The organism is Paraburkholderia phytofirmans, from assembly GCF_046028095.1.
Lineage (GTDB): Bacteria > Pseudomonadota > Gammaproteobacteria > Burkholderiales > Burkholderiaceae > Paraburkholderia > Paraburkholderia phytofirmans_A.
Genome location: NZ_JAQQDJ010000005.1, coordinates 344,909 through 357,549, shown reverse-complemented (window position 1 = coordinate 357,549; position 12,641 = coordinate 344,909). Strand labels below are relative to the sequence as shown.

General features: G+C 63.8%; 12 protein-coding genes. 8 read left to right on the top strand and 4 right to left on the bottom strand.

Annotated features, from left to right (window positions below; all coding sequences use genetic code 11):
* The first annotated feature begins 142 nt into the window (after nucleotides 1-142).
* Nucleotides 143-592 (top strand): hypothetical protein, encoded by a 450-nt coding sequence (locus PQR54_RS17405; RefSeq protein ID WP_408247739.1) that lies wholly within the window; start codon nucleotides 143-145, stop codon nucleotides 590-592.
* 51 nt (nucleotides 593-643) lie between these two features.
* Nucleotides 644-775 (top strand): hypothetical protein, encoded by a 132-nt coding sequence (locus tag PQR54_RS17400; protein ID WP_408247737.1) that lies wholly within the window; start codon nucleotides 644-646, stop codon nucleotides 773-775.
* Between the two features lie 52 nt (nucleotides 776-827).
* Here PQR54_RS17400 and serB read toward each other — a convergent pair whose 3' ends face one another.
* On the bottom strand, nucleotides 828-1,667 hold the full coding sequence (gene serB, locus PQR54_RS17395; RefSeq protein ID WP_408247735.1) for a phosphoserine phosphatase SerB: 840 nt from the start codon (nucleotides 1,665-1,667) through the stop codon (nucleotides 828-830).
* 376 nt (nucleotides 1,668-2,043) lie between these two features.
* Here serB and PQR54_RS17390 point away from each other — a divergent pair, with 376 nt between their 5' ends.
* From PQR54_RS17390 to PQR54_RS17375, 4 genes are all read left to right on the top strand, one after another.
* Nucleotides 2,044-3,297, top strand: a complete 1,254-nt coding sequence (locus PQR54_RS17390) for a cytochrome P450 (protein ID WP_408247733.1) — start codon at nucleotides 2,044-2,046, stop codon at nucleotides 3,295-3,297.
* Between the two features lie 132 nt (nucleotides 3,298-3,429).
* Nucleotides 3,430-4,440, top strand: coding sequence for a non-homologous end joining protein Ku (gene ku / locus PQR54_RS17385; RefSeq protein WP_408247732.1), 1,011 nt, complete (start codon nucleotides 3,430-3,432; stop codon nucleotides 4,438-4,440).
* A gap of 42 nt (nucleotides 4,441-4,482) precedes the next feature.
* Complete coding sequence (gene ligD, locus PQR54_RS17380; RefSeq protein ID WP_408247730.1) at nucleotides 4,483-7,482, top strand: DNA ligase D; 3,000 nt, start codon at nucleotides 4,483-4,485, stop codon at nucleotides 7,480-7,482.
* A 40-nt stretch (nucleotides 7,483-7,522) separates the two neighbouring features.
* Complete coding sequence (locus tag PQR54_RS17375; RefSeq protein ID WP_408247728.1) at nucleotides 7,523-7,828, top strand: hypothetical protein; 306 nt, start codon at nucleotides 7,523-7,525, stop codon at nucleotides 7,826-7,828.
* A gap of 39 nt (nucleotides 7,829-7,867) precedes the next feature.
* Here PQR54_RS17375 and PQR54_RS17370 read toward each other — a convergent pair whose 3' ends face one another.
* A complete protein-coding gene (locus PQR54_RS17370; protein WP_408247726.1) occupies nucleotides 7,868-8,824 on the bottom strand; it encodes a LysR family transcriptional regulator in 957 nt (318 codons plus the stop codon).
* A 161-nt stretch (nucleotides 8,825-8,985) separates the two neighbouring features.
* On the opposite strand from PQR54_RS17370, the gene PQR54_RS17365 reads away from it, so the two are divergent.
* Together PQR54_RS17365 and PQR54_RS17360 are read left to right on the top strand one after the other, a co-directional pair.
* Nucleotides 8,986-10,008: a zinc-binding alcohol dehydrogenase family protein gene (locus tag PQR54_RS17365; protein ID WP_408247724.1), complete on the top strand. Its 1,023-nt coding sequence runs from the start codon at nucleotides 8,986-8,988 to the stop codon at nucleotides 10,006-10,008.
* 354 nt (nucleotides 10,009-10,362) lie between these two features.
* Nucleotides 10,363-10,920, top strand: a complete 558-nt coding sequence (locus tag PQR54_RS17360; protein WP_408206330.1) for a DUF6013 family protein — start codon at nucleotides 10,363-10,365, stop codon at nucleotides 10,918-10,920.
* A 43-nt stretch (nucleotides 10,921-10,963) separates the two neighbouring features.
* Here PQR54_RS17360 and PQR54_RS17355 read toward each other — a convergent pair whose 3' ends face one another.
* Nucleotides 10,964-11,770, bottom strand: coding sequence for an ABC transporter permease (locus PQR54_RS17355; RefSeq protein ID WP_408247722.1), 807 nt, complete (start codon nucleotides 11,768-11,770; stop codon nucleotides 10,964-10,966).
* The gene (locus PQR54_RS17350; protein ID WP_408247720.1) at nucleotides 11,767-12,495 is read right to left on the bottom strand and encodes an ABC transporter ATP-binding protein; all 729 of its coding nucleotides are present in this window, start codon (nucleotides 12,493-12,495) and stop codon (nucleotides 11,767-11,769) included. Before PQR54_RS17350 ends, PQR54_RS17355 begins: the two co-directional genes overlap by 4 nt.
* Nucleotides 12,496-12,641 lie beyond the last annotated feature (146 nt).

The following is a 12,641-nucleotide window of genomic DNA, read 5'->3' as shown; positions in this document are numbered from 1 at the left end:
CATCGGGACATGTTCCCGGTGGGCTTTTTTCTTGTCAAGATAGCCAGTAAGCCTAACCATTCGGCCGAATGTTCGGCATTCGGTCTCGACGCTACGATGGTGCGCATCTCAACTTACGGTTGCCGCACTATGGTGAGCTTCGATGAATTTTTTCTTCTGGGCGTTGCTGAATCTCGGCGTGCCGATCATCGGCCCGATCTTCACGCTAGTGCTCGTCGCGCCCGCGCACGGCTGGCGTGTCGCAAAGGCGTTGATCGCCGGCTCGGTCAAAGACGGCCAACTGTTCTGGTGTGCGATCGGGATGTTTGCGTCGGCGGTTTATGAAGCAGTGACGGCGCTCGCGCGCGGAAGTGATGAGGCGCCGATTCCGGCGTACTACGTAGTCGGACTGTGCGTGGGGGCATTCACCTGTTCCAGCCTCGTGATGTCGGGTCTGGTCAATACGCATTACGAACGGACAAAGGCGAAGGCGCCGCCGCGAAACAAACCGTTTGCCGATGGGGCTTTCTCGCGCATTGAGATAGGTATGTCGATCCTCTTCGCATGCGGTGCCGCGTTTATCTTGGCATTCCTACATGTGCATCTGAATTAGCTTTTTTCAGATAGTGCAGCACATATACTTGTCTTCTCAAAGGAGGCACCCGTGAAGAAAATGACAATGTGGCTGACAGTAGAGGAAAACCACGCGCGCTTTCTGAAGTGGTGTGGGATCATCGGTCTCGTCGATTTCGCCAGCATGCTGGCGTTAATCACAGTGGACGTTCTGAAAAAATAACGTCACTGTCGGCGCTGGCCGCCATTGCATTGGCCAGCCCATCCAACCATCATCAGAACAGCCGCAGCAACCCGTCCAACCCGACATGGTTGAACGCCACGCTGGCCGCTTCACGCACCACCGGCTTCGCACGGAACGCAACGGAGAGCCCGGCTTCGGCCATCATCTTCAGATCGTTCGAGCCGTCGCCCATGGCAATAGCGCGGCTCGGTTCAATGCCCAATTGCGCGCACGTTTCACGCAGCGTGCGTGCTTTGACATCGGCATTGACGATCTCGCCGATAACCTTGCCAGTCAGTTTGCCGTCTACAATTTCAAGCGTGTTGGCGCAAGTGAAATCAAGGCCGAGACGTGCCTTCAGTTTCTCGGTGAAGAAGTTGAATCCGCCCGACACGAGCAGCGTTTTCAGCCCGGCCGCCTTCGCGCCAGCCAGCATCCGCTCGGCGCCGGGCGAGAGTTGCAGCCGCTCTTCGTACACACGTTGCAGCGCGCTCGCGTCGAGGCCTTCGAGCAGCGCCACGCGGCGCGTCAGGCTTTCGTTGAAGTCCTTGATTTCGCCGCGCATCGAGGCCTCGGTGATCGCGGCCACTTCCGCTTTCAGGCCGCAGAAGTCCGCAATCTCATCGATACACTCGATCGTGATCAGCGTCGAATCCATGTCCATCGCGACCAGTCCGAAGTCGCGCAACTGGCGGCCGGCTTCGACAAACGCGTAGTCCAGTTGATGGGTGCCGCAATAGACGTCGAGGTCGGCGCGCTGGGCGACGTTGGCGTCGGCAATGCGAATCGCGTTCGCGTCGACGACGCTGGCGTGCGAACCGCGCGCGAGCGCGACGAGCGTTTTGTGATGGTCGGCGGAAAGGGGCGCGGAGCTTTGAATGACGAGGTTCATGGACGACGACGCAGTAACGCGGAAAAGGACGGCGCGCGGCGCGCGCGGAAAATCCCGCTATTGTAACGGTTCGCCGGTGGGCCTTGCCGCTCGCGATCTGCTCGGAGGGGCACAGCATGCGCCGTTGGCAACCGGCAGGGAATGCTACACCGCCCCTCGCGGTGCACCTCGCCTTTGGCAACCAGCAGAGAACACCGCCCCACACCTCGCATCGCACCGTGCAATCCTGCGGCGCCCAGTTCATACTGGCGCATCGAACGACGCCCCGCAGCCGCTGCGTGCGCCGACCGTCGCATCCGCCTCTGCGCGGCGTGCAACGTCCGGCACGTGAACGCACCGGCATCCATGACGAGGCGCACCACTACGGAGACAACGCATGCCCCCGGCGACCGCCAGCCACGCATCCACTCTTGCGCGCGACTTCGATCTGCGCCACCTCGCTCCCGCTTTCCATGCCGATCCCTATCCGGTCTATCACGCATTGCGCGCTTACGAGCCGGTCAAGCGCATGCCGGACGGCTCACTCTTTCTGACACGGTTTCGCGACGTGCAGGCGGTGTATCGCGACGCGAAAACCTTCAGTTCCGACAAGACCGTCGAATTCAAGCCGAAGTACGGCGACTCGCCGCTCTACGCGCATCACACCACGAGTCTCGTCTTCAACGACCCGCCGCGCCACACGCGCGTGCGCAAGCTGATCGCCGGGGCGCTGACGGCGCGCGCCATCGCGGCAATGGAGCCGGGGCTGGTACGCCTCGTCGACGGCTTGCTCGATGCCGCCGCCGAGCGTGGCCGGATCGATCTGATCGGCGAGTTCGCGTCGGCGATTCCGGTCGAGATCATCGGTAATCTGCTGGATGTGCCGCACGCGGAGCGCGAGCCGTTGCGTGACTGGTCGCTCGCGATTCTCGGCGCGCTCGAACCGTCGCTGACCGAAGCGCAGTTCGAACGCGGCAATCGCGCGGTGGACGAATTCGTCGGCTATCTGCGCGATCTGGTCGCACGGCGCCGGCGCGAACCGGGCGACCCGCAGCATGACGTGCTGACGCGTCTGATTCAGGGCGAGGAGGGTGGCGAGCAATTGTCCGAAGCGGAGTTGCTGCAGAACTGCATTTTCATTCTGAACGCCGGCCATGAGACGACCACCAATCTGATCGGCAACGGCCTCGTCACGTTGACGCAATGGCCCGAGCAGCGCGCGGCGTTGCTGCACGAGCCGTCGCTGATCGAATCGGCGGTGGAAGAATGTCTGCGCTTCGAGAGTTCGAACCAGCTCGGCAACCGCATGGCGACCGTCGATACGGAGATCGGCGGCGTCGCGGTGGCGCGCGGCACGCCGGTTACGCTGTGCATCGGCGCGGCCAATCGCGACCCGGAACAGTTCGCGGATCCGGACCGCTTCGACATTCGCCGCGATCCGAACCGGCATCTTGCGTTCGGCTTCGGCATCCATCAGTGCGCCGGCTTGTCGCTTGCGCGGCTCGAGGCGCGCATCGCGATTGGTCGGTTCGTGCAGCGCTTTCCCGGTTATCGCCTCGACGGCGAGCCGACGCGCGGCGGACGCGTCCGCTTTCGCGGCTTTGCCGAGGTGCCACTAGAACTCGGACCGGCGGCCGGCCGCACGGCGTAGCTTTTGCCGTGCTGACGCAAGTCTTACAGCCCGTGCCGGCGCCCGTCGTCCCGCGACGCGCGCCGGCTCTGTCCGCAAAGCCGTGGCACGCTTGCTGCTTCATGTCAGGTCTTAGGCCCAGGGGAGCGCACGATGCCACACATGATCTGGAAAGGCGCAATCAGCTTCGGCCTCGTCCACGTGCCGGTTCAGTTGTATCCGGCGACGCAGTCCGAAAAAGTCGGCTTCAATCTGCTGGATAAGCGCACGATCGATCCGGTCGGCTACAAGCAGATCAACAAGCGCACCGGCAAGGATGTGACGCGCGATAACATCGTGCGCGGCTTCGAGTACGAGAAAGACAAGTACGTCGTGCTCTCCGACGACGAGATCCGCTCGGCGAACCCCGAGTCGACGCAGACAGTGGATATTCTGGCGTTCGTCGACGCCCCGGATATCTCGTTTCTTTACCTCGACACACCGTATTTCCTCACGCCCGACCGCAAGGGCGAAAAGGTCTACGCGCTGCTGCGCGAAGCCATGAAGGCGTCCGGCAAGATCGGCGTGGCGAGCGTGGTGCTGCACAACAAGCAGCATCTGGCGGCGCTGATTCCGGTGGGTCCGGTGTTGGCGTTGAACACGCTGCGCTGGGGTACGGAGGTGCGCGATTTCGACGAATTCAAGCTGCCGGCCGACGGTGTGAAGGCCGCGGGCGTGTCCGCGCGCGAACTCGACATGGCGAAGAAGCTGATCGACGACATGAGCGACAAGTGGGATCCGTCGCAGTATCACGACACCTTCCGCGACGACATCATGGCGCTGGTCGATCGCAAGATTCGCGCGGGCAAGACCGAGGAAATCACCGAAGTCGAAGCGCCGCACGAGTCGCGTCAATCCGCCGACATCCTCGATCTATCCGATCTGCTCAAACGCAGTCTTGGACGCGGCAAGGGCAAACCGGCGGCAGGCGGCCGCAAGCGCGCCGCGGACGACGACAGCGATGAGGCCGACGCGGATGCCGAGGCTGAGGCACCGGCCCGAAAGAAACCGCGCACGACTCGCACAGCGAGTAAGACGACAACGCGCGCCGGCGGCACCAGCGGCCGCGCCAGCACCAAGTCCGCATCCGCGCCGGCCGCCCGCAAACGTCGCGCGGCGGCCTGATCGTCGGCATCGCGCCTGAGCCCCTCCGACGACGTCATCGCCATGAACGACAGACTCGATCTCTACAACCGCAAGCGCCGCTTCGACGACACGCCGGAGCCAGCGGGCACGCGCGCCAAGCGCAAACCAGGCGGCCGGAAAACGACCCGCCAGGCCGTCCACGAGACGCTCTCATACGTGATTCAGGAGCACGACGCACGGCGCTTGCACTACGACTTCCGGCTGGAACTGAACGGCACATTGCTGTCGTGGGCGGTGCCCAAAGGGCCGAGCCTCGATCCATCGGTGAAGAGGCTGGCAGTGCATGTCGAGGATCATCCAGTCGAATACGGTTCGTTCGAAGGGGAAATCCCGCCGGGCAACTACGGCGCGGGCAGCGTAATTGTGTGGGATCGCGGCACGTGGGAACCGGTTGGCGGCGCGGCGGAAGCGGCGCGTTCCTACGCGGCCGGCAAACTCAAGTTCCATTTGCACGGCGAAAAACTGCAAGGCGGCTGGACACTGGTGCGCAGCCATATGCGCGGCAGCGGCGACAAGGAGCAGTGGTTGCTGATCAAGGAACGCGACGACGAAGCGCGCGATGAGAGCGACTACGACATCCTGAAGAAGCGCCCGGGCAGCGTGCTCAGCGGCAGCGCCTCGGTGGACAAAGGAAAAAAAACGACGACAGCGGACACTAAGGCCACACGCAAAACTGCGGCCTCTGATGCGAAGTCCACCGCAAAACGAGTCGGCAAAGGCGGCGCGAAATCCGCTTCATCCACCCGCGCCGATCCCACGCGACCGGACATCGTGGCGACGCGCAACACGCAGTCGCTACGTGAACTCGCGGCGACACCGTCGATCGAGGGCGCGGTGAAAGCCCGCTTGCCCGCGACCTTCAAACCGCAACTGGCGACGCTCGTCGATGCCGCGCCGCCCGGCGTTGAGTGGTCGTACGAAATCAAGTTCGACGGTTACCGCGTGCTGGCCCGAATCGATAGGACGGCCAAGGGAAGCGACGTCCAGGTATTCACCCGCGCCGGCAACGACTGGACCGCGAAGTTCAGCAAACAGGTCAAGGCGTTTGAACAACTCGGGATCGAAAGCGCGTGGCTCGACGGCGAAGCCGTGGTGCTGGACCAGAACGGCGTGCCGAATTTTCAGGCGCTGCAGAACGCCTTCGATGCGAATCGGCCGCAAGACATCATCGTCTACCTGTTCGATATACCGTTCCTGAACGGCTACGACTTGCGCGGCGTGCCGCTCGAACAGCGTCGCGCGATTCTGCGCGCCTTGATGGAAGACGTCGACGACAGCGTGCTGCGCTTCTCGAACAATTTCGACTTCAGCGCGGAAGACCTGCTCAGAAGCGCGTGCGACATGGCGCTGGAGGGCATCATCGGCAAGCGGCGCGACAGCGGCTATCTGTCGGGACGTTCGTCGACGTGGATCAAGTTGAAATGCCGCCGGCGCCAGGAGTTCGTGATCGGCGGCTATTCGGAACCGTCCGGCAGTCGAGCGGCATTCGGCGCGCTGCTGCTCGGCGTCTACGACAGCAAAGGCAAATTGAATTACGCGGGGCGCGTCGGCACCGGCTTCGACGCGGCGTTGCTGCGTTCGGTCAAAAAAGAACTCGATGCGCACGCGACCCAGCGCATGCCGTTTGCGGCCGCGCCGCGCGAGCGCAGTCGCACGCCGGTGCATTGGGTCGAACCGGTGCTCGTAGCCGAATGCAATTTCGCGGAATGGACGGGCGACGGCATCGTGCGTCAGGCGTCGTTCGTGAGTTTGCGCAATGACAAGCCGGCGCGCCAGATTGTCAAGGAAACACCTCGCCAGGGAGCCGACGTGCAACAGCAAAGCGATTCCATCTCCGACGACGCGCCGAAGCAACGTGCGGCGCGGAAAACTTCCGGTAGTACTGTGGCCGCATCCGGAGAAGAGAAAGCTGGCGCGGCAAAATCGAAGGCCAAGGCGAAGACGGCGGACGTGACAGAGGGCGGCGTAGGGAAACCCGGCGCAGAGCCGGACGACGGCGCTAAGGTCGGCGCAACGAAAACCGCAGCAACGAAAACCGCAGCAACGAAAACCACTGCCGGAAAAACCACCGCCACCAAACCCAAAACCGCCAAACCCACACCCGCAAAATCAACCACCGCTGCGCCGCCCGCCGAAGTCGCCGGCGTCCGCATCTCGCATCCCGATCGCGTCATCGACAAAAGCAGCGGCGCGCGCAAGATCGATCTCGTGCAGTACTACGAGTCGGTTGCCGAATGGATGCTGCCGCATCTGAAAGACCGTCCGGTGTCGCTGGTGCGTGCGCCCGAGGACATCGGCGGCGAGCTGTTTTTTCAGAAGCACAGCCAGAAGCTGTCGATTCCCAATGTCACGCAGCATCCGGGCCTCGACCCCGGCCATCCGCCGCTGATCACCGTCGATACCATCAAAGCGCTGGTCGGCGCGGCACAGATGGGCACCGTCGAATTTCACACGTGGAATGCCGTCGCATCGAATATCGAAAAACCGGACCGCGTCGTCTTCGACCTGGATCCCGATGCAGCGCTAGGTTGGGAACGCATGATCGAAGCCGCGCAACTGACGCGTTCGCTGCTTGAGGAACTCGGCCTCAAATCGTTCTGCAAGACGAGCGGCGGCAAGGGCTTTCATGTGGTCGTGCCGCTCGCGAAACAGGCCGGCTGGGACGAGGTAAAAGACTTCTCGCAAGCCGTCGCGCAGCACATGGCGGCAACGCTGCCCAAGTACTTCAGCGCGAAGATGGGCGCGCAGAACCGCAAGCAGAAAATCTTCGTCGACTACCTGCGCAATAACCGCGGCTCCAGCACGGTTGCCGCATTCTCAGCGCGGGCGCGTCCGGGGCTGGGCGTATCGGTGCCGCTTGCATGGGACGAAGTTGCCAGCACCACGGGCGGCGATCAGTGGACCATCGAAAACCTGCATGAGCGCCTCGCCGACCTCAAAAGCGACCCATGGGCCGACTACGCGAAGACGCGCCAGCGCATTACCGCGGCCATGAAAAAACGTCTGGACGATGCGAAGTAGGCGCCTCGACAGATTTTATTCAAACGACAAGGAGCAGATCATGAAGACCTCACCGCAATCATCCGATGGCGACAAGCAGGCGGACCCGCACGGCAAAAAGAATCCTGAATCGTTGCAGGAAGCCGCCGCGCCCTTGCCGCACGAAAACGACCAGAGTCCTGAGTCGCAGCACGAGGAGGATCCGCGCCGTGTCGGCAAGCAGGCGCATAGCGACATTGAACGCGGGCTGCAGGATACCGACCGTCGCGGCGGCGGCGAGTACCAGGAAAAGACGCAGAACGATGCGCACACCGACGTCAACTCCGATGACAAAGGAGCCGGCGGCGCACGCGGCAACAAGCATTGACAATGCGTCGGTTCGAGCGCCGTCGCCGGCGCATCGGTCTCAAACCGGCTCTCTGTCCCAGTAAGGCGGATCGCCGAAATGGGCCGCCAAGAATTCGATGAAGGCGAGCGTCTTCGGCGGCACGAACGAACGGCTCGGATACACGGCCCAGATCGCCACGTTCTCGGCGAGCGGATAGCTGTCCAGCACGCTGACCAGTTCGCCGCTGCGCAAGTAAGGCGCGACGTCCCACGTCGATTTGAGCGCGATGCCGAAACCGGCCAGCAGGGCGTCGCGGATCACTTCACCGTTGTCCGTGACGAGGCGCCCGCTCACGCGCACCGCGAGCGGTCCGGCAGGCGTCACGAAGGCCCAGTCGCGCTGGTCCGACAGAATCATGCACTCGTGTTCCGCGAGGTCCGAAGGATGATGCGGCGTACCGCGCGCGGCAAGGTAAGCGGGCGCCGCGCACAGCACCCGCCGGTTCACCGCGAGGCGCCGCGCCACCAGCGACGAATCCTTCAGCACGCCGACGCGGATCGCCACGTCGATACCCGCATCGACGAGATCGACCAACTGATCGGTGAGCCGCAAATCGACGCTCACGCCCGGATAGCGGCGCAGAAATTCGCTGATCACCGGCGACACGTGCTGCCGTCCGAACGAAGACGGCATCGAGACCCGCAAACGGCCCTGCGGCTCGGCCTGCGCCCGGCCCACCGAAGCGCGCGCGGCGGCGGCCGCATCGAGCAAGGCTTCGGCGCGCGTCATGAAGACTTCACCGTCCTGCGTGAGGCTGATGCGGCGGGTGGTTCGGTGCAGCAGACGCGCGCCGAGCAGCTTTTCCAGTTGCGCGATGCGAGAACTGGCCACCGCCGCGGACAAACCGAATTCGCGCCCGGCCGCCGACACGTTGGCGAGCAGCGCGGCGCGCACGAACAGGGCGACGTCGAGCAGATCGAGCCGCTCCCGTTCGCCGGGCGACGTGCGCTCGGGCGAAATAATAGGCAAGTTCATTCTTCTGAAATTCAAAAAGATGTTTCAGCCATTATGACGGTTTTAAAAGAATAAGAACCGTACTAGGATGACACCCATGAATCGCTGATACGCAACCGGCACCGCAGGCCGGCCGCAAAATTGCGATCTTTTCAATCTGATTCGAACCAACAGGAGCATGTATGAAAGCCGTCGGTCTCTACCGCTATTTGCCGATCGATCAAGCGGAAGCCCTGGTCGATGTCGAGATCCCGAAACCGGAAGCCACCGGTCGCGATCTGCTGGTCAAAGTCGAGGCGATTTCCGTCAATCCGGTCGACGCCAAAGTGCGTGCGCCGAAAGACAAGCTCGAGGAAACGCCGCGTGTGCTCGGCTGGGACGCTGCCGGCACGGTAGCCGCGATCGGGCCGGACGTCACGCTGTTCAAGGTCGGCGATCCGGTGTTCTATGCGGGCAGCATCACACGGCCGGGCGCCAACAGCGAGTTCCATCTGGTCGATGAGCGGATTGTCGGGCGCAAGCCGGCGTCGCTCGATTTCACACACGCGGCCGCGCTGCCGCTGACCGCGATCACCGCCTGGGAAGCGTTGTTCGACCGTCTCGGCGTGTCGCCGCAAGGCGCTGACGAAGGCCGCAGCGTGCTGATTTTCGGCGGCGCGGGCGGGGTCGGCTCGGTCGGCATCCAACTGGCGAAGCAGCTCGCGAAGCTGAAGGTGATCGCAACCGCGTCACGGCCCGAATCGGCGAAATGGGCCACGGAACTGGGCGCGGATCACATCGTCGATCACTTCGGCGACGTGCCCGCGCAATTGAAAAAGCTCGGCATCGACCAGGTCGATTATGTGCTGATGTTCAACGACACCGACAAGAACTTCCCGGCCGCGGCCGAGGTCGTCAAGCCGCAAGGCAGCATCTGCACGATCGTGGAAAACAGCGAGCCGGTGCCGGTCGAACTGCTGAAGGCGAAGAGCGCCGCGTTTCATTGGGAGTTCATGTTCACGCGCTCGATGTTCGGCACGCCGGACATGATCGAGCAGCACAAGCTGTTGACGGAAGTCGCGCGTCTCGTCGATGCGGGCACGCTGTGCACGACCGTCGGCCAGAACCTCGGCGCGATCAACGCCGCTAATCTGCGCCGCGCGCATCAACTGCTCGAAGAAGGGCGCGCGATCGGCAAACTGGTGCTGACGGGTTTCGAGGCGTAAATAGCGTTTCACCTGAAACGGGTTGCAACGGAAAACGGCCGGCATCGCAGCAATGCGCGCCGGCCGTGTTCATTTGCTGCACATCAAACTGTGCTATCCGGTGCGTCGAAATGCAGCAGGGCGGCGCGACGCGCGCTTTCGTCCACCAAGGCGCGACACGCGCAGAAAACGCGTCGCCGCAAGCGGGTTAACACCCGATTCGCAGGCAGCGCGCGCAGCGTCGCTTGGCGTTAGACTGGCAGGGCATCATGCTAAAACAGTTGCGTGTCTCGCGGCCCGGCATCATTGAGCCAGGCGGTGCGCGGGCAGTAGCGCTGAAGCGGGCGCGCAGCGGCACAACAACGAGGTGACAGTATGAGCTTCAGACTCTCCGCCGTTTCAGTTGTCGCTTCTCTCGCCTGCGCGCTCGCGCCCGGCATGCTCGTGCCGGTGGCTCACGCGGCCACGCCGATCACGGTCACGTCCCAGTCCGCCCTCGACGGCCCAATCCGCTACACGGTGCGTGTCACGTCGAAACAGTTCGGCAACTCGCAGGAAACCCGCACGATCCGCTCCGGCGAATCGGACGACTTCACGTGGAAGACGGTGCCGCCGGGCGGCCCGGTTCCCGCGACCGATGCGTGCCCGAACTACGCGTCGCTGCCGACCGACACCAACGGCGCGATGATCCGGCAGACGCAGATCCGTTTCGCGCCAGTGGTCGGCGGCGACGGCACGGCAACTGTGCAATTGAGCTTCCAGGCGCAGACGCCGAAGGGCGTGAAAACCGTTACGAGCGGCGGCAAAACGCTCAAGTGTCCGAACGACGTGAGCGTCAGTCAGATCGTGCGCTTCACGATGCCGGTCAACGGCAGCACGAAAACGCTCACGCTCAGCGACGGCACGGAAGTCGCGATCAGCGCGAAGCGTTGAGTCCGGCGCGTGACGGGAGCACAGCGGCGGACCGCGGCGCGGCTCAGCGCCGTGCCGCGGTCCGCTCCACGAGCCGCGCCGACAGAAACCGGTGCTCGGCGGAAAAGAGCCGCCGGTACGTGAGCAGCACCGCGCCCACGGTCCCCAGCGTCGACGACGCGGCGATCAGGAACATGATCACGATCTGATAACGCACCGCCTGCAACGGCGATTGCCCGGCCAGCACCTGGCCGGTCATCATGCCGGGCAGACTCACCACGCCGACCACGGCCATCTGATTGAGCGTCGGCATCATGCCCGCCCGCACCGCCTGGCGCGCCGGCGCCTGTGCCGCCTCCCAACGCGTCGCGCCGAGTGCGAGCGCCATGTCGACGCGGTCGCGCCGCGCGGTCAATTCCTCGGTCATCCGTTCGATGCCGAGCGACACGCCGGTCAGCGTATTGCCGAGGATCATGCCGAGAATCGGAATCGCATATTGCGGCTCGTACCACGGGTGAATGCGGATCACGACGAACAGCCCGACCGCGGCCACCAGCCACGAACTGACCCAGATCGACAGCACGCTGTCCGCGCGTTGTCCGCGATACGTGCGGTTGCCGCGCTGCGCGCCAGCGAAGCCGGCGATCAGTGTCATCACGATCATCAACGGCAACACCACGTACCAGCGGTCGTAACGGAACACCCAGCCGAGCACGTAACCGATCGCCAGCAACTGCACGATGGTGCGCACGGCGGCCCACGCGAGCTTGCGTTCGAGATCGAGCTTGAGCGCTACCGACACGGCACCGTTGACGACGATCAGCAACGCGGCGATTGCGACATCCCACAGACTCAGGTTTTGCAGTGTCATTGGCCGGACTCCTGGTGATCCTGATGCGCGGGCGGTAGCTCGGACCGTGCGGTTTCGTCGAGTACGCCGGCGCGCATGGTCAGATGCCGCGCGCTCATGCGCGTGGCTTGCGCCGGATCGTGAGACACCCAGACCGACGCATGACGTCCGGGGTCGGCGTCGAACCAGGCGTGCACCAGACCTTCGATCGCATGCGACGACTCCGGGTCGAGCGAGGCAGTCGGCTCGTCGAGCAACAGCACCTCGGGCGCGAGTTGTAGCACGCGAATCAGCGCGGCGATCTGCGCCTCGCCGCCGGACAGTTCACTTGCGCGCTTGTCGAGAAAGTCGTCGCCACGGCCGGCCTGAGCGGCGAGGCTCGCCGCGCGCGCGCGATCGAAATGTACGTCGCGGTACGTGCGCAACTCGAACGGGTAGCGCAGATTGTCTTCGACGCTGCCGTCGAGCAACGCGGGCCGCTGCCGGATATACGCGACGTTGCGCCGGTAGCGCGGAATGGCGGCGCGTTCCACCGGCGCGCCATGCCACATGATGCGTCCCGCATCGAGCGGATCGAGCAGCGCGAGGGCGCGCAGGAACACGCTCTTGCCCGAGCCGGACGGCCCGGTGATCGCGACGCGGTCGCCCGCCTTTAAAGCGAAGGTGGTCGGCTGCAGCAGCGTCTGCCCGCGCACGGCATCGCGCCGGACGATGCCGTCGGCGAGGACTAATGGAACATCGGTCATGTGTGAATTTGTAATGGGGGATGCGTAAGGTCGAAGCGCGCTGCGACGTGTGCGTGCAACCCGCGTGCAACATGATAAAGCGGCAACGGCACGGCGCCGGCCGTCCATGGATCGGGCATGCAACGTGCTGCACGGTGCTCAACGTA